Annotated in this window: 11 protein-coding genes; 8 read left to right on the top strand and 3 right to left on the bottom strand. The window is 54.9% G+C overall.

What is annotated here, in order from left to right:
- Nucleotides 1-13 precede the first annotated feature (13 nt).
- The 3 genes from glgC (at nt 14) to glgP (ending at nt 5,289) form a co-directional block, all read left to right on the top strand.
- A complete protein-coding gene (gene glgC, locus M8Q36_RS04240) occupies nt 14-1,306 on the top strand; it encodes a glucose-1-phosphate adenylyltransferase (RefSeq protein WP_020455569.1) in 1,293 nt (430 codons plus the stop codon).
- Between the two features lie 82 nt (nt 1,307-1,388).
- A complete protein-coding gene (gene glgA, locus M8Q36_RS04235; protein WP_017459547.1) occupies nt 1,389-2,822 on the top strand; it encodes a glycogen synthase GlgA in 1,434 nt (477 codons plus the stop codon).
- Nucleotides 2,823-2,841: 19 nt separating this feature from the next.
- The gene (glgP, locus tag M8Q36_RS04230; RefSeq protein WP_249880098.1) at nt 2,842-5,289 is read left to right on the top strand and encodes a glycogen phosphorylase; all 2,448 of its coding nucleotides are present in this window, start codon (nt 2,842-2,844) and stop codon (nt 5,287-5,289) included.
- 75 nt (nt 5,290-5,364) lie between these two features.
- On the opposite strand, the gene glpD is transcribed toward glgP, so the two are convergent.
- A complete protein-coding gene (gene glpD, locus M8Q36_RS04225; RefSeq protein WP_249880097.1) occupies nt 5,365-6,870 on the bottom strand; it encodes a glycerol-3-phosphate dehydrogenase in 1,506 nt (501 codons plus the stop codon).
- A 189-nt stretch (nt 6,871-7,059) separates the two neighbouring features.
- On the opposite strand from glpD, the gene glpE reads away from it, so the two are divergent.
- Genes glpE through M8Q36_RS04210 form a run of 3 tightly spaced genes read left to right on the top strand, consistent with a single transcriptional unit; the run spans nt 7,060 to nt 9,054 of the window.
- Nucleotides 7,060-7,389 (top strand): thiosulfate sulfurtransferase GlpE, encoded by a 330-nt coding sequence (glpE, locus tag M8Q36_RS04220; protein WP_017459544.1) that lies wholly within the window; start codon nt 7,060-7,062, stop codon nt 7,387-7,389.
- A gap of 58 nt (nt 7,390-7,447) precedes the next feature.
- Nucleotides 7,448-8,278, top strand: a complete 831-nt coding sequence (glpG, locus tag M8Q36_RS04215) for a rhomboid family intramembrane serine protease GlpG (RefSeq protein ID WP_175274143.1) — start codon at nt 7,448-7,450, stop codon at nt 8,276-8,278.
- Nucleotides 8,279-8,295: 17 nt separating this feature from the next.
- Complete coding sequence (locus tag M8Q36_RS04210; RefSeq protein WP_017459542.1) at nt 8,296-9,054, top strand: DeoR/GlpR family transcriptional regulator; 759 nt, start codon at nt 8,296-8,298, stop codon at nt 9,052-9,054.
- A gap of 18 nt (nt 9,055-9,072) precedes the next feature.
- Here M8Q36_RS04210 and malT read toward each other — a convergent pair whose 3' ends face one another.
- On the bottom strand, nt 9,073-11,778 hold the full coding sequence (malT, locus tag M8Q36_RS04205) for an HTH-type transcriptional regulator MalT (RefSeq protein WP_249880096.1): 2,706 nt from the start codon (nt 11,776-11,778) through the stop codon (nt 9,073-9,075).
- Nucleotides 11,779-12,383: 605 nt separating this feature from the next.
- Between malT and malP the strand changes: the two genes are divergently transcribed.
- Nucleotides 12,384-14,777, top strand: a complete 2,394-nt coding sequence (gene malP, locus M8Q36_RS04200; RefSeq protein WP_249880095.1) for a maltodextrin phosphorylase — start codon at nt 12,384-12,386, stop codon at nt 14,775-14,777.
- A gap of 9 nt (nt 14,778-14,786) precedes the next feature.
- Nucleotides 14,787-16,877 carry a 4-alpha-glucanotransferase gene (gene malQ / locus M8Q36_RS04195; RefSeq protein WP_249880094.1) on the top strand — a complete coding sequence of 697 codons (2,091 nt, stop codon included), beginning with the start codon at nt 14,787-14,789 and terminating at the stop codon, nt 16,875-16,877.
- 43 nt (nt 16,878-16,920) lie between these two features.
- Here malQ and gntT read toward each other — a convergent pair whose 3' ends face one another.
- Entirely contained in the window at nt 16,921-18,237 is a 1,317-nt protein-coding gene (gntT, locus tag M8Q36_RS04190) for a gluconate transporter (protein ID WP_020455560.1), read from the bottom strand.
- Between the last annotated feature and the right edge of the window lie 129 nt (nt 18,238-18,366).

Raw genomic sequence — 18,366 nt, 5'->3', positions numbered from 1 at the left:
AAAGGAGTTAGTCATGGTGAGATTAGATAAGAACGACCCAACAATGCTGGCGCGCCAGTTGCCACTAAAATCTGTTGCCCTGATCCTGGCGGGCGGCCGGGGGACGCGTCTGAAAGATTTAACCAAAAAACGCGCCAAACCTGCGGTGCACTTCGGTGGCAAGTTCCGCATCATCGATTTCGCACTTTCCAACTGCATTAACTCCGGCATTCGACGAATTGGCGTCATTACGCAGTACCAGTCGCATACGCTGATTCAACATATTCAGCGCGGCTGGTCGTTTTTTAATAACGAAATGAATGAGTTTGTCGATCTGCTGCCCGCTCAGCAGCGTGTGCATGGTGAAAACTGGTATCGCGGTACGGCAGATGCCGTCACGCAGAATCTCGACATCATTCGTCGTTATCGCGCGGAGTACATCGTCATCCTGGCGGGCGATCACATCTACAAGCAGGACTACTCGCGCATGCTGATTGACCATGTGGAAAAAGAGGCGCGCTGCACCGTTGCCTGCCTGCCGGTGCCCGTACATGAAGCCACCGCTTTTGGCGTAATGGCCGTTGATGAGAACGACAAAATAATCGACTTCGTAGAGAAACCCGCGTCGCCGCCCTGTATGCCAGGTGACGACAGCAAGGCGCTGGCCAGCATGGGGATCTATATTTTTGACGCGGAGTATCTGTACGACCTGCTGGAGCAGGACGATGAGAATGAAAATTCCAGCCATGATTTTGGTAAGGACATCATTCCGCAGATAGTGAAGTCTGGCATGGCGTATGCGCACCCTTTCCCGTTGTCCTGCGTGCAGTCCGATCCTGATGCTGGCCCATACTGGCGGGATGTCGGCACGCTCGAAGCTTACTGGAAAACGAACCTGGATTTAGCCTCGGTGATGCCGGAACTGGACATGTACGATCAAAATTGGCCTATCCGTACCTATAATCAATCTTTACCCCCGGCGAAATTCGTCCAGGACAGGTCGGGCAGCCACGGCATGACGTTGAACTCGCTGGTTTCCGGCGGTTGCGTTATTTCAGGATCGGTTGTTGTGCAGTCGGTGTTGTTTTACCGCGTGCGCGTCAACTCATTCTGCAATATCGACTCTTCGGTCTTGCTGCCGGAAGTGTGGGTGGGGCGCTCCTGTCGCCTCCATCGCTGCATTATCGACAGAGGCTGCGTGATACCGGAAGGCACGGTGATTGGTGAAAATGCGGAAGAAGATGCGCGTCGCTTTTACCGTTCCGAAGAAGGCATTGTGTTGGTCACACGAGAAATGTTGCGCAAATTAAAAGCTGAAAGCATCTGATTATAACCTTGCGCGGAAGGGGTCCGCGCGCTGTTTCCCCCTTTCTGGCGTCAAGGCCAACGGGTTTTGAACAGGAGCGATAATGCAGGTTTTACATGTATGTTCTGAGATGTTTCCGTTGCTGAAGACCGGGGGTCTGGCAGACGTGATTGGCGCGTTGCCTGCGGCACAAATTGCCGGTGGTGTTGATACTCGCGTTCTGTTACCTGCGTTCCCTGATATTCGTCGTGGCGTGAGCGATGCGAAAGTGGTGTCCCGGCGTGAGACGTTTGCCGGCCACATTTCGCTGTTATTCGGTCACTTCAACGGGGTGGGGATTTACATGATCGATGCGCCGCATCTGTATGATCGGCCCGGAAGTCCCTATCACGACACGAATTTGTTCGCCTATACCGACAACGTACTACGTTTTGCGTTACTCGGTTGGGTCGGCAGCGAAATGGCTAGCGGACTTGATCCATTCTGGCGCCCGGATGTGGTGCACGCGCACGACTGGCATGCAGGGTTGGCACCGGCGTACCTCGCGGCGAAGGGGCATCCGGCCAAGTCGGTGTTTACGGTGCATAACCTTGCCTATCAGGGCATGTTTTATGCACAGCATATGAATGACATCGAACTGCCATTGTCGTTCTTTAATATGCACGGGCTGGAGTTCAACGGACAGATTTCGTTTCTCAAGGCGGGGTTGTATTACGCGGACCATATTACCGCCGTCAGCCCGACGTACGCGCGTGAGATCACCGAACCGCAGTTCGCCTATGGCATGGAAGGATTGTTGCGCCAGCGCCAGCAGGAAGGTCGCCTGAGCGGCATCCTGAATGGCGTGGATGAGAAAATTTGGGATCCGGCCACCGATTTGCTGCTCGGTGCGCGCTACACGCGCGATACGCTGGAAGAAAAAGCGGAAAACAAACGCCAGTTGCAAGTGGCGATGGGGCTGAAAGTGAACGACAAAGTCCCGTTGTTTGCGGTGGTGAGCCGCCTGACCAGCCAGAAAGGGCTGGATCTGGTGCTCGAAGCCTTGCCTGGGCTGCTGGAGCAGGGCGGTCAACTGGCGCTGCTCGGCGCGGGCGATCCGGTATTGCAGGAAGGGTTCCTCGCCGCCGCCGCGGAACACTCCGGGCAGGTGGGGGTGCAGATTGGTTACCACGAAGCGTTCTCGCACCGCATTATGGGCGGGGCGGATGTGATTCTGGTGCCGAGCCGCTTTGAACCCTGCGGCCTGACGCAATTGTATGGCCTCAAGTACGGCACGCTGCCATTAGTGCGCCGCACGGGCGGGCTGGCGGATACGGTTTCCGACAGTTCGCTGGAAAACCTGGCGGATGGCGTCGCCAGCGGTTTTGTCTTTGAAGATAGTAATGCCTGGTCGCTGCTTAGGGCCATCAGGCGTGCTTTCGTGTTGTGGTCCCGTCCATCGCTTTGGCGTTTTGTGCAACGTCAGGCGATGGCGATGGATTTTAGCTGGCAGGTCGCCGCGCAGTCATACCGCGATCTTTACTTTCGGTTGAAATAGTTTTCCAGGAATCACTTATATGAATGCACCTTTTACTTATGCTTCACCTACGTTAAGTATTGAGGCGTTAAAACATTCGATTGCCTACAAACTGATGTTCACCATCGGTAAAGATCCGGCTGTCGCCAATCGCCACGAATGGCTGAACGCCACGCTGTTTGCCGTGCGCGATCGGCTGGTGGAGCGCTGGCTGCGTTCCACCCGTGCGCAGCTCTCTCAGGAAGTGCGCCAGGTTTACTACTTGTCGATGGAGTTTCTGATTGGTCGTACCCTTTCTAACGCCTTGCTCTCACTCGGTATCTATGACGATGTGAAAAATGCGCTGGATGAAATGGGGTTCGACCTTGAAGAGCTGATTGATGAAGAGAACGACCCCGGTCTTGGCAACGGCGGGCTGGGTCGACTGGCGGCCTGCTTCCTGGATTCGCTGGCGACGCTGGGATTGCCCGGTCGCGGCTACGGCATTCGTTACGACTACGGGATGTTCAAGCAGAACATCGTCGACGGGCGGCAGAAAGAGTCGCCGGATTACTGGCTGGAATACGGCAACCCGTGGGAGTTTAAACGCCACAACACGCGCTACAAAGTGCGGTTTGGTGGGCGCATTCAGCAGGAAGGCAGAAAGAGCCGCTGGGTTGAAACCGAAGAGATCCTGGCTGTTGCCTACGATCAGATTATCCCCGGCTACGATACCGACGCGACTAACACGCTGCGTTTGTGGAACGCGCAGGCGAGTAGTGAAATCAACCTCGGCAAATTCAACCAGGGTGACTACTTTGCCGCCGTGGAAGATAAAAACCACTCGGAAAACGTCTCCCGCGTCCTCTACCCGGATGATTCAACCTACTCCGGTCGTGAGTTGCGTCTGCGTCAGGAGTACTTCCTGGTCTCCGCGACGGTGCAGGATATCCTCAGCCGCCACTATCAGCTGCACCAGACTTTTAGCAATCTGGCAGACAAAATTGCCATTCACCTCAATGACACTCACCCGGTACTGTCGATTCCCGAACTGATGCGTCTGCTTATAGACGAGCATAAATTCGAATGGGATGACGCGTTTGAGGTGACCTGTCAGGTCTTCTCTTACACCAACCACACGTTGATGAGTGAGGCGCTGGAGACCTGGCCGGTAGACATGCTGGGTAAAATTTTGCCGCGCCATTTGCAAATCATCTTTGAGATTAATGATTATTTCCTCAAAACTTTGCAGGAGCAGCACCCGAATAACACCGATTTGTTGAGCCGCACGTCGATTATTGACGAAGCCAGCGGACGCCGGGTGCGTATGGCCTGGCTGGCGGTGGTGGTGAGCCATAAAGTGAATGGCGTTTCCGAGCTGCACTCCAATTTAATGGTGCAGTCGCTGTTTGCCGATTTCGCAGAAATCTTCCCGATGCGTTTTCTCAACGTCACTAACGGCGTGACGCCGCGACGCTGGCTGGCGCTGGCGAACCCGTCGCTTTCGCATGTGCTGGATGAAAATATTGGCCGCACATGGCGTACCGATCTCAGTCAGTTGAGCGAGCTGGAGCAGCATATTGATTACCCGACGGTGAACCAGGCGGTGCGCCAGGCGAAGCTGGAGAATAAAAAGCGGCTGGCGATTGTTATCGCCCAGCAACTGAACGTGGTGGTGAACCCGAAAGCGCTGTTCGATGTGCAGATCAAACGCATTCATGAATATAAGCGCCAGCTAATGAACGTGTTGCACGTTATTGTTCGTTATAACCGCATCAAGGCCGATCCCACGGCGCAATGGGTGCCGCGCGTCAATATCTTCGCCGGCAAGGCCGCATCTGCTTACTACATGGCGAAACATATTATCCATCTGATCAACGATGTCGCGCAGGTGATCAACAACGATCCGCAGATTGGTGACAAACTGAAAGTGGTGTTTATCCCCAATTACAGCGTCAGTCTCGCGCAGGTTATTATTCCGGCGGCGGATCTTTCCGAGCAGATTTCACTGGCGGGCACGGAAGCATCCGGCACCAGTAATATGAAGTTTGCCCTCAACGGCGCGCTGACGATTGGCACGCTGGATGGCGCGAATGTTGAGATGCAGGAACATGTTGGTGAAGAGAATATCTTTATCTTCGGTAACACGGCGGATGAAGTCGAAGCGCTGCGGCGCAAGGGCTATAAGCCGCGTGAATACTACGAGAAAGATGAAGAGTTGCATCAGGTGCTGACGCAAATCGCCACTGGCTTATTCAGCCCGCAGGAACCCGGGCGCTACCGCGATCTCGTCGATTCCTTGATCAACTTTGGCGACCATTATCAGGTACTGGCGGATTTCCGCAGCTATGTCGACTGCCAGGAAAAAGTGGATGAGCTTTATCGCCACCCGGAAGAGTGGACCAATAAAGCGATGCGTAACATCGCAAATATGGGGTACTTCTCGTCGGATCGCACTATTCAGGAATATGCCGAGAATATCTGGCATATCAAACCGGTTCGACTGTAATAAAAAACCTCTCCCGGTTGGGAGAGGTTTCTTCTCTTGCGATGCCACTCTCCCATAGGGGAGAGACTGATTCTGTTACGACGCCAGCGACAGTTCCGCTTTATGATGACGCGTTAACCATTGCGCTACGCGCGACTGCTCTTCCGCATCCAGCCACATGCCGAGTTTGGTGCGACGCCAGATAGCGTCGTCCAGGCGTCTTACCCATTCGTGTTCGACCAGGTAACGCAGTTCGGCCTCATACAACTCGTGACCGAAATGCTCGCCTAACTCTTCAAGGCTGGTAGCATTCGCCAGTATCAACTCGCTGTTGCTGCCGTAAGTGCGGGCATAATGGCGCGCCAGCGATTCGCTGATAAACGGATAACGGCGGCGTAATTTGGCGGCGTAATCATCGCGATCGCCGGCAATATCCCCGCCTGGTAATACGCAGCTTTTCGTCCATGCCGGGCCAATGCCTTTGTAGTACGGCGTCAGTTTTTCCAGCGCGTGTTCGGCCAGCTTACGGTAAGTGGTCAACTTGCCGCCAAACACAGACAGCAGCGGCGCTTTGCCGTTTTCGTCGTGGATATCCAGCGTATAGTCACGGGTGATGGCCTGCGGTGAATCGGATTCGTCATCACACAGCGGGCGTACGCCGGAGTAAGTCCAGACAATGTCCTCGCGGCTCAGCTGTTTCTTGAAGTGGCCGTTATAGACTTTCAGCAGGTAGTTGATCTCGTTTTCGTCGATCTCCACGTGCTTCGGATCGCCTTTATATTCCACATCCGTGGTGCCGATAATCGAAAACTCATCCATCCACGGAATCACAAAGACAATACGCTTATCTTCGTTTTGCAGGATATACGCCTGTTTCTGCGCGTGTGCGCGCGGCACCACAATATGGCTGCCTTTGATCAGGCGGATGCCGTACGGGGATGGCAGATGCATGCCGTCATCGAAGAATTCTTTCACCCATGGGCCGGTGGCGTTAACCAGACCGCGCGCCTGCCAGCTGAATTTTTCTCCGGTGTCGATATCTTCCGCTTCAACAATCCACATGCCGTTTTCGCGGCGTGCGCTGGTGGCGCGGGTGCGGGTCATCACTTTACCGCCTTTTTGTTCCACCATCTGCGCATTGGCCAATACCAGACGCGCATCGTCCACCCAGCAGTCAGAATATTCGAAACCGCGCACGATTTCCGGTTTCAGCACCGATTCTGCGCCAAAACGCAAACCGCGCGATGCAGGCAAACTGGTGCGTTTACCGAGGTGATCGTACATAAACAGACCAATGCGGATCATCCACGCCGGGCGCAGGTGCGGGCGGTGCGGCAGACGAAAACGCATCGGAAAAGCGATGTGCGGTGCCATTTTCAGCAGCACTTCGCGTTCGGCCAGCGCTTCGCTCACCAGGCGGAATTCGTAGTGTTCAAGGTAGCGCAGGCCGCCGTGAATCAATTTGGAGCTGTTGCTGGATGTCGCGCAGGCGAGATCCTGTGCTTCCAGCATCAGCACGGACAAACCACGCCCTGCGGCGTCAACCGCGATACCGGCACCATTAATGCCCCCGCCTATCACAATCAGATCTTTGGTTTCCATGCTGTCCTCATGCACTTTCGTTATAGCTCAAAAATGTTCGATATCGCTCATAATAGCAAAGGAACGCGCTTTTGGTAACATCAAAAAAACAATTTAGAGTGATATGCATAACATAATGGCGCTAACCCGCTGTCACGACGTACACTTGACGGCAGGATAGCCATTAACTGTGTCAATTAAGAGAACGTCATGGATCACTTTGAGTGTATTAACGTAGAAGAAGCCCACCAAAAATTGCACCAGCAGCAGGCTGTACTGGTGGATATTCGCGACCCACAGAGCTTTGCGATGGGGCATACGCCAGGCGCGTTTCATCTCACCAACGACACGCTGGGCGCGTTTATGCGTGATAACGACTTCGAAACGCCGGTGATGGTGATGTGCTATCACGGCAACAGCAGTAAAGGCGCTGCGCAATATTTATTGCAGCAGGGCTACGATCAGGTCTACAGCGTGGACGGCGGTTTCGACGCCTGGCATCGCCACTTTCCGTCTGAAGTGATGCACGGCGCGCTGTAGGCATTGCGCTCGTCTTCGGTATACTGTCTTTTTTTGTAGGGACTAAACGACGCCTGCCATGTTGATGATTACCTCTTTTTCCAACCCTCGCGTCGCCCAGGCGTTTGTTGATTATATGCAGACCCAGGGTGTGATCCTCACCCTTCAACACCATCAGCAAAGCGATGTCTGGCTGGCAGATGAAAGCCAGGCGGAGCGCGTGCGCAGCGAACTGGCGCGGTTTATGGAAAACCCCGGCGACCCGCGTTATCTGGCGGCGAGCTGGCAATCCGGGCAAATCGATAGCGGCTTGCACTATCGCCGCTTTCCGCTGCGGGCGGCGCTGCGTGAGCGCGGCGGGCCATTAACGTTGCTGATGTCGGCGCTGTGCGTCGTGGTGTTTGTGATGATGAGCATCATCGGCGATCAAACGGTGATGATGTGGCTTGCCTGGCCGTGGGACGCAAGCGTGCAGTTTGAAGTCTGGCGCTACTTTACCCATGCGGTAATGCACTTTTCGCTGGTGCATATCATCTTCAACCTTTTCTGGTGGTGGTATCTTGGCGGCGTGGTTGAAAAACGTCTGGGCACCGGAAAGCTGGTGGTCATTACCCTCATTAGCGCTTTATTGAGCGGTTTTGTGCAGCACCAGCTTACTGGCCCATGGTTTGGCGGCTTATCCGGCGTGGTTTACGCGCTGATTGGTTATGTCTGGCTGCGTGGTATACGTGACCCGGAATCGCAGATTGCGTTACCTAACGGATTGTTTATCTTCACCGTTGTGCTGATGGTGGCGGAGTGGTTCGGTTTGACCGGTTTCGCCATTGCTAACGGCGCGCACACGGCGGGGATGGTGATTGGGCTGGCGATGGCGCTGGTCGACACGAGAAATGTGCGAAAACGAACATAATTATCCAGGGACAATTCATGAAACAAACACAGCGTCATGACGCAATTATTGAACTGGTTAAACAGCAGGGATACGTCAGTACTGAAGAGTTAGTCGAGCAATTTTCCGTTAGTCCACAAACGATTCGCCGCGATCTGAACGATCTGGCAGATCAAAATAAAATTTTGCGTCATCACGGTGGCGCGGCGCTGCCATCGAGCTCGGAAAACACCTCCTGGCACGATCGCAAAGCGACGCAAACGGCGGAAAAAGAGCGTATCGCCCGCAAAGTGGCGGAACAAATTCCCAACGGCGCCACGCTGTTTATTGATATCGGCACCACGCCGGAAGCGGTCGCCCATGCGCTGCTCAACCACAGCGATTTACGCATCGTCACCAACAACCTGAACGTCGCCAATACATTAATGAAAAAAGACGATTTCCGGGTGATTCTGGCGGGCGGTGAGTTACGCAGTCGTGACGGCGGGATTGTGGGCGAGGCGACGCTCGATTTTATCTCTCAATTCCGCCTCGATTTCGGCATCCTCGGCATTAGCGGCATTGATGCCGATGGCTCATTGCTGGAGTTTGATTATCATGAAGTGCGCACTAAACGGGCGATTATTGAAAACTCGCGCCATGTGATGCTGGTGGTGGATCACTCGAAGTTTGGCCGCAACGCGATGGTCAATATGGGCAGCATTAGCATGGTGGACGCGGTTTACACCGATACCATGCCACCCGCCAGCGTGGTGCAGGTGATTACCAGCAACAACGTGCAACTGGAGCTGTGCTAAACCGCCTTGCGGCGGTTTTTACACCCCGTAGCCCATGATCTTCAGCAACTGCTGCGCATGCTGAACCGCGTCCTGGCGATGGGCGACGCCGAGTTTCTGATAGAGGTTGCGGATATGGGTTTTAATGGTCGTCGCCGCGACAGCCAGCTCGCCCGCAATCTGTTCATTGCTGTAGCCAGAATAAATCAGCCCCAGCACCTGCCATTCGCGCTGGGTCAGCGGGCTGGTGCGGATCAGTTCCGGTACTTCCGGATGAGTTAGCAGCCGTTCGACAAAGTTCTCGTCAAAATGCGCGAACTTGTGACGGTGGTGCTGATTAATGTCGCGCAAAATGCGCTGGGCGCGGTGCTGATCCAGCTCCGGCAGCGTATTCAGCTGAATTAACTGACGCAACTGCTGCGCCATCGCCTCACCTTCAATCACGAAGTGGCTGATAAATCCGGTGCGGTTAGCCAGTTGTAAGGCCTCCAGCAACACCCGCTGCGCGTCATTTTTACGTCCCGCCTGCCAGTAAAGCTGGTTCAACAGCAACAGGTTACGGTTGATATCACTCATCAGACGCAGACTGCGCGCGTTTTCGTTTAGCTCTTCAAGCACCATCTCAGCAGGGTCGTAATCGCCGAGCAGGATCTGCGCGCGGGCAATATTGCGCCACTGGCTTTGCAGGAAGTGGTTATTGGCAAATTCTGGTTTAGGCGTCTGGCGCAGCCACTGAGCCGCCGCTTTTTTATCGCCGGTCATTTGCCAGTAGATCACCCGCACTTTGTCGGCGTTCGACACCCAGTCACTATGGTACTGACCATTGCCGAGCAAGTTTTCCAGCCGGTGCAGATGACTGCGGGCATTATCGAGATCGCCACGCGCCAGCGAGTTTTGCACCAGCAACGCCAGACACTGCAACTGCTGCTGCGGTTGCAGGGCGGAAAGCACCTCCATACCCTGGCGTGCCGCCGCTTCGGACTCGTCCAGCCGCGCCCACGCCCACAACAGTTGCGCGCGGATGCGCAGTAAAAATTCATGCATCGGCAGTTGTTCAAGATGCTGCTCACGGATAAGCGTGAAAGCCTTCTCTTGCATCTCCCAGGCCGCTTGCAGGAAGCCCTGGGCGAAGAGAATTTCGCTTTGCTGAATAAGGCTCCACAACGCGTAGTGCCAGACATCGTGGCGACGCGCCATCTGCTCGGTTTGCTGCATAACCGACAGCGAATTAGTTAACTCGCCTTTGCAGTGCAGCACTTCGCCGTGAACCGAGGTGGCCACAATGCGGCTGTAATAATTTGCCAGCGGCAACTCTTCGAGCGCCACCATCGCCAGCCGTTCGGCTTCCACCGGATCACCATCGTTGATCGCGACCTGCGCGCGCAACGCGTTGAAATCGCCATGCAGCGAGGCGTCCATTTGCGTGGTCATCTCCTGTTCGGCGCGCGCCAGCAGGGTGTTCACTTCGCTGTAGCGGTGCTGGCTTTGCATCAACCAGGCTTGTAACAGCACCAGCCGTGGGTTTTCCAGCAGGCTTTCCCACGGCAGCGCTTTTAGCGACTCTTCCAGCACGCTCAGCTCGCTGTGGTTGAATAGCCCCCAGGCGTGATGCAGCAGAATATCGCGCAGCATAATGCCATCGCCCGCCGCCAGCGCATGGTGAATAGCTTCGCTCGGGAAACCTTGCGCCATCCAGCTTTCCGCTGCCGCGCGGTGAATATCCGGTAATTCTGTCGCCAGTTCCCACTGGCAGCGCTGGCGCAGGAAGTTGCCAAACAGCGGATGGTAGCTAAACCATTCGCCGGAATCGTCCATCCGTTGCAGGAACAGGCCCTGGCGCTCAATCTCTTCCAGCCGCATCTGCCCGTTCTCTTCGCCGGTCACGCGCACAATCAGCGCATCGTTCATCGAACGCAGCAGCGCGCTTTTTAGCAGGAAATGACGGGTATCGACATCGACATTATCCAGCACTTCATCAACCAGATAATCCGAAAGATGGCTGGCGTTAATGCCCGCCAGACGGCGCGCAGACTGATGCGGCGCGCTGTGGTTTTGCCGGGCAGAAAGCGCGATAAGCTGGAGCGCCGTTGCCCAACCGGCCACGTCGTCGCACAGACGGCTGCTCTCTGCCGCTTCAATAGGGGAGGTCAGGCGACAGTCAAAGAACTGTTTGGCTTCCTGGTGGGTAAAGGCAAGCTGGTGGCTGCCAATTTCCAGCAATTGCTCGCGCACACGAAGATTTGCGATGCCTAACTGCGGCAAGTTGCGCGACAGCACAATCAGCGTCAGGTTTTCTGGCTGATGGCGTAAGAAAAAGCGCATTGCATCGTGAATGACCGGGTTGGTGACGAGATGGTAATCATCAATCACCAGATACAACGGGCGCTGCCATTCGGTCAGCTCAATAAACAGCTGTGAAAAGAGCGACGGCAGGCTGGCATACTGGCGCTTTTGCGCCATCACTTCACTGCTGACACAGTGCCCGCCCGTCGCCTGCTGCACGGCGGCGATAAAATAACTGGCAAAGCGTTCCTGCTGGTTGTCTCCTTCATCCAGCGAATACCAGCCAACGTCGTTCTTACCTGCCGCCCACTGTGAAATGAGCGTAGTTTTGCCGTAACCCGCAGGGCTGGTTACCAGCGCAAGCCGATAATTGTTGGCGCCGGAAAGTTTAGCCAGCAGCCGTTCCCGCACCACCGTGTGGTCGAGACGAACCGGGCGACTTAATTTGGACGGAATCAACATAGTTATCACTTCACTGTGCGAAAAACGGAGGGGACGATTTTTTTTGCGCTTCGTAATTAATAGTAATAAGGTCGGCCAGATGAAGAAATATTGCAAGTTATGTCCGAATCTGGCGATTGTGAATTTGCACCATGTCACATTTCTATTTATGTCGTGAATAAAGAAAGCACAATTATGGCAAAAGAGGAGGAGTCAGGGCTGGCGGGCGATGCAGGCCGGAATTTGTAATACAATCGGCAACTATAAGGTCTTTATAAGAAATATTAAGACATTGGCCGACATAAACGCACAAATAGCAAAAAATGAACAATTCCGCTCAGCGAAATATTATTTCGCCTAATTCTCAGCGGTCAGCAATATTTATTCTCTCCGAAACGTCATTTCATTTTTCCTGCGCGCACGCTGAATTTCTACACATCTGTTGCTGCTTTTTTGATTGAATAATGTTCAAAAATGACGCTACCTTTAGGTGGCGGCGATCACACTTTTCGCTCATCCCCGCTACTCCTCCCCGGCTAATCCCTGGCAGGATGAGGAAGTCACCTGTTGAGCCAGGCACACTAGCGCAAACGTCGATCTACTTCATTACAGGACCCGGATTCTTTATGTCAAAGCCAACGTTTAATAAAGCGGAATTTGAAACGGCTCTTACGCGCCAGTGGCAGCGTTTTGGGGTTCAGGCCGCGAGCGACATGACAACCCGTCAGTGGTGGCAAGCGGTCAGCGGTGCGCTGGCAGAATTGCTGGCGGCGCAGCCCGCGCCGAAAACGGCGAAAAATCAGCGCCACGTTAACTATATCTCCATGGAGTTTTTGATTGGTCGCCTGACCGGCAACAACTTGTTGAATCTGGGCTGGTATCAGGACGTTGGCGAGGTGCTGCAACACCACAACATCAACCTCACCGACCTGCTGGAAGAGGAGATCGATCCGGCGCTCGGCAATGGTGGTTTAGGGCGCCTGGCGGCCTGTTTCCTCGATTCGATGGCCACCGTTGGTCAGTCGGCCACTGGTTACGGTCTGAACTATCAATACGGCTTGTTCCGCCAGTCTTTTGTTGACGGGCAACAACACGAAGCGCCGGACGACTGGCATCGCCGTAGCTATCCGTGGTTTAGCCATAACGAGCAATTAGATGTGCAGGTGGGCATTGGCGGGAAAGTCAGCAAAGAAGGCCACTGGCAACCGGCTTTCACGATTGTAGGCGAAGCCTGGGATCTTCCGGTTATCGGTTATCGCAATGGTGTCACTCAGCCGCTGCGTCTGTGGCAGGCGACCCACGCGCATCCGTTTAATCTCACTAAGTTTAACGATGGTGATTTCCTGCGTGCCGAACAAACGGGTATTGATGCGGAAAAACTTACCAAAGTGCTCTACCCGAATGACAACCATCAGGCGGGCAAAAAGCTGCGTCTGATGCAGCAATATTTCCAGTGCGCCTGCTCGGTAGCCGATATTTTGCGCCGCCATCACCTGGCCGGGCGCAAGCTGGCGCAACTGCCGGACTATGAAGTTATTCAACTCAACGATACGCACCCGACCATCGCCATACCGGAGCTGCTGCGTGTGCTGATCGATGAACATCAGCTGAGCTGGGATGATGCGTGGGCGATCACCAGCCGCACTTTCGCCTATACCAACCATACGTTGATGCCGGAAGCGCTGGAGCGCTGGGACGAAACGCTGGTGAAAGCGCTGCTGCCGCGCCATATGCAAATCATTAAGCAGATCAACGACAAATTTAAAGTGCTGGTCGAGAAAACCTGGCCGGGCGACAAAGCGGTGTGGGAAAAACTTGCGGTAGTGCATCACAAGCAAGTCCGCATGGCGAACCTGTGCGTGGTTGGCGGTTTCGCGGTCAACGGCGTTGCGGCGCTGCACTCGGATCTGGTGGTAAAAGATCTGTTCCCGGAATACCACCAGTTGTGGCCGGGCAAATTCCATAACGTCACCAATGGCATCACTCCGCGCCGCTGGATCAAACAGTGCAACCCGCAGCTGGCTGCGTTGCTTGATAAGACGCTGAAAAAAGAGTGGGCCAACGATCTCGACCAGTTGATTAACCTGGAGAAATACGCCGACGACGCGGCGTTCCGTAAACAGTACCGCGAGATAAAACAGCACAACAAACAACAACTGGCGGAGTTTGTGAAAGCGCGTACCGGCATCGAAATCAATCCGCACGCGCTGTTTGATATCCAAATCAAGCGCTTGCATGAGTACAAACGCCAGCATCTTGGTTTGCTGCACATTATCGCGCTGTATAAAGAGATCCGCGAAAACCCGCAAGCTGACCGCGTACCGCGCGTGTTCCTGTTTGGTGCGAAGGCCGCGCCGGGTTACTACCTGGCGAAAAACATTATCTATGCCATTAATAAAGTGGCGGAAGTAATTAATAACGACGCCAGCATTGGCGACAAACTGAAGGTCGTTTTCCTGCCGGATTATTGTGTATCGGCGGCGGAAAAATTGATTCCGGCGGCGGATGTTTCCGAGCAGATCTCCACGGCCGGTAAAGAAGCCTCCGGCACCGGCAACATGAAGCTGGCGCTGAATGGCGCGTTAACCGTCGGTACGCTGGACGGTGCCAACGTCGAGATTGCCGAACAGGTGGGCGAGGAGAATATCTTTATCTTCGGTAACACCGTTGAGCAGGTAAAAGCGCTGAAAGCGAAAGGTTACGACCCGCTGAAGTGGCGCAAAAAAGACAAACAACTTGATGCGGTGCTGAAAGAGCTGGAAAGCGGTAAATACAGCGATGGCGATAAACACGCCTTCGACCAGATGTTGCACAGTCTCGGCAAACAGGGCGGCGACCCGTATCTGGTGCTGGCGGATTTCGCTGATTACGTAGCCGCGCAAAAACGTGTCGATGTGCTCTACCGTGACCAGGAAGCCTGGACGCGTGCCGCGATCCTGAACACCGCGCGCTGCGGTATGTTCAGCTCCGACCGTTCGATCCGCGATTATCAAACCCGTATCTGGCAGGCGAAACGCTAAGGAAGGGTGATGGAGAGTAAACGTCTGGAACAGGCCGCGCTGGCGGCGGGGATCAGCCCGAACTACATCAATGCGCACGGTAAACCGCAATCCATTACCGTGAAAACCAAGCAGCGTTTGCTGGATGCGATGCATCCGGCGCCTGCGGTGGCGACCAGTGCGCCGCCGGTGCCCGTGGTACAGGTGTTTATCCATGGCAAGAAAAAGGTGCTGCCGGTTGTTGGTCAAGGTGATTTCCAGTGGCAACTCACCACGGAAACGGGCAAGCAGTACCAGGGAGAGGTGCGCGGTGGGGCGAATGTGCCGCTGCCCACCGGTCTGGCGCTGGGTTATCACACGCTGAGCGTGACGCAGAAAAATCAGCACTGGCAGTGCCGGGTGATCATCGCGCCGGGGCGGTGTTATGAACCTCAGGCGCTGCTCGACGGTAAGAAACTGTGGGGCGCCTGTGTGCAGCTTTACACCCTGCGTTCTGAGAGTAACTGGGGGATTGGCGATTTCGGCGATCTGAAAAAGATGCTTGGCGAGGTGTCCAGTCGTGGCGGGGCGTTTATCGGGCTTAACCCGATTCATGCGCTCTATCCGGCGAACCCGGAGAGCGCCAGCCCGTACAGCCCGTCATCGCGCCGCTGGTTAAATGTTATCTATATCGATGTCAATGCGGTGGCGGATTTCCGCGACAGCGAAGAGGCGCAGGCGTGGTGGAATTTACCCACCACGCGCGAAACGCTACAGGCCGCCCGCGATGCACAATGGGTGGATTACGCCACCGTCACCGCGCTGAAACTGGAGGCATTGCGCATGGCGTGGCAGCGCTTTCGCCAGCGTGCGCAGAGTGATGAACAGGCTGTGGTGTTCCAGCGTTTTGTGCAGCAGGAAGGCGAGAGCCTTTACTGGCAGGCGGCGTTCGATGCGATTCACGCTAATCAGGTGAAAGAAGATGTGCTGCGCTGGGGCTGGCCGGTGTGGCCGGAAGGGTATCAGAATACGAACAGCCCGCAGGTGAAAGCGTTCTGCAAAGAGCATGAGGATGAGGTCAATTTTTACCTCTGGCTGCAATGGCTGGCTTACACCCAGTTCGCCGAATGCTGGCAAACCAGCCAGGGTTACGCGATGCCGATTGGTTTGTACCGCGACCTGGCCGTGGGTGTAGCGGAAGGTGGTGCAGAAACCTGGTGCGATCGCGAGTTGTATTGCCTGAAAGCATCCGTTGGCGCACCGCCGGATATTCTCGGCCCGCTGGGGCAAAACTGGGGCTTGCCGCCGATGGATCCGCACGTGATCCACGCCCGTGCTTATGCGCCATTTATCGATCTGCTGCGTGCCAATATGAAAAACTGCGGTGCGCTGCGGATTGATCATGTGATGTCGATGCTGCGTCTGTGGTGGATCCCGTATGGTGAAACGGCGGATCACGGCGCGTATGTGCAGTACCCGGTCGATGACCTGCTCGCCATTCTCGCGCTGGAAAGCCAGCGTCATCAGTGCATGGTGATTGGTGAAGATCTGGGAACCGTGCCGGTGGAGATTGTCGGTAAATTGCGTAGCAGCGGTGTGTACTCTTACAAAGTGCTCTACTTCGAAAACGATCATGAAAAAACGTTCCGCGCGCCGCAGGCGTACCCGCAACAGTCAATGGCGGTGGCGACAACGCATGATCTCCCAACATTGCGAGGCTACTGGGAAAGCGGCGATTTGACGCTCGGTAAAACGCTGGGGCTCTATCCGGATGAAGTGGTTTTACGCGGGTTGTATCAGGATCGCGAACTGGCGAAACAGGGACTGCTTGATGCGCTTCATCAGTACGGTTGTTTGCCGCAGCGTGCCGGGCATAAAGCGTCGCGTATGCCAATGACGTCGGTACTCAACCGTGGAATGCAGCGTTATATCGCCGACAGCAACAGTGCGCTGTTGGGGCTGCAACCGGAAGACTGGCTGGATATGGCCGGGCCGGTGAATATTCCGGGCACCAGTTATCAGTATAAAAACTGGCGGCGGAAGCTGGCGGTGTCGCTGGAGGCGATGTTTGCCGATGAAAAGGTCAATAAGTTATTAAAAGACCTCGACCGACGTCGCAAAGCGGCGGCAAAGCGGAAATAAAAAAGGCCCGGTTATCCGGGCCTTTTTACGTGCAGCGACTGAATTAAACCACCATGCCCAACAGCAGGCAGCCAACCAGACCGCACACGGAAATGATGGTTTCCAGCGCCGACCAGGAGCGCATGGTCTCGCCGATGGTCAGGTTGAAATACTCTTTGAACAGCCAGAAACCCGGATCGTTAACGTGAGAGAAAATCACGCTACCGGAACCGACTGCAATCACCATCAATTCCGGGCTTACGCCGGTGGTGGCAATCAACGGCGCCGCAATACCACCTGCGGTGATTGCCGCAACGGTGGCGGAACCCAGCGCGATACGCAGCACTGCGGCAATTGACCACGCCATAAACAGCGGGGAGAGATTGGTGGAATGCATCATTGAAGCGATGTATTTATCGACGCCGCTATCAACCAGAACCTGTTTGAACGCACCACCACCACCGATGATCAGCAGCATCATGGCAATGATTTTGATGGAGCTGGTCAGCGTTTCGTTGATGTCGTCCATCGAACGACCACGGTTCAGGCCGAAGGTGAATACCGCAATCAGCACCGCAATCATGGTTGCCATGACCGGGTCGCCGAAGAATTCAGCGTAAGGCAGCAGCGCATGGCCTTTCGGCAGCAGCATTTCTGCTACCGCGCGCAGTGCCATCAGGATCACCGGTACCAGCGATGTCCAGACGCTGACGCCAAAGCCCGGCATCTCTTCTTCGGTGAAGGTTTTCGCGTTGTAGAGACCATCCGGGATCGGTTTATCAATGCTTTTCAGGAAACGGGCATAGACCGGGCCAGCAAGGATAACGGTTGGGATACCGAGCAGTGTTCCGTAGAGCAGCGTTTTGCCCATATCCGCATGGAAAATGGTCGCAATCGCTGTGGGGCCCGGGTGTGGAGGCAGGAAGCCGTGCGTCACGGACAGCGCTGCCGCCATCGGCACACCCACATACAGCAGCGGAATACGTGCGGATGCCGCAATAGTAAACACCAGCGGCAGCAGCAGTACGAAGCCAACTTCATAGAACAGCGCGAAACCGACGGTAAAACCGGTCAGCACCACTGCCCACTGAATGTACTGGCGACCAAATTTTTCGATAAGCGTGGTGGCAATGCGCTGTGCGCCGCCGCAGTCCGCCAGCAGTTTGCCGAGCATGGCACCAAAACCCATGATCAGCGCAAGGCTGCCGAGCGTACCGCCAACACCATTTTTAATGGATTTAATAACGGCATCAAGCGGCATGCCCTGCATCATCCCCACGGCGAGCGCCACAAGGATCAGGGCGATAAATCCGTTCAGTTTGAAGCGGATCATTAACAGGAGTAAGAGAGCAACACCGATAGCGACTATGACTAATGGCATGATTTACCTGGCCTTTAATTTGTTATGGGTAACGTCAGTATTTCTGGCAGCCGCTGAAAATTCCCGAAAGAGGAAGGAGCGAGCTGCGGCACCGTTGCGGCTGACATCCATTGCTAAAAATTGTAGTCG

The organism is Kosakonia sp. R1.Fl (assembly GCF_023516815.1).
In the GTDB taxonomy this organism is placed as follows: domain Bacteria; phylum Pseudomonadota; class Gammaproteobacteria; order Enterobacterales; family Enterobacteriaceae; genus Kosakonia.
This window is presented reverse-complemented; position numbering and strand designations above follow the sequence as displayed.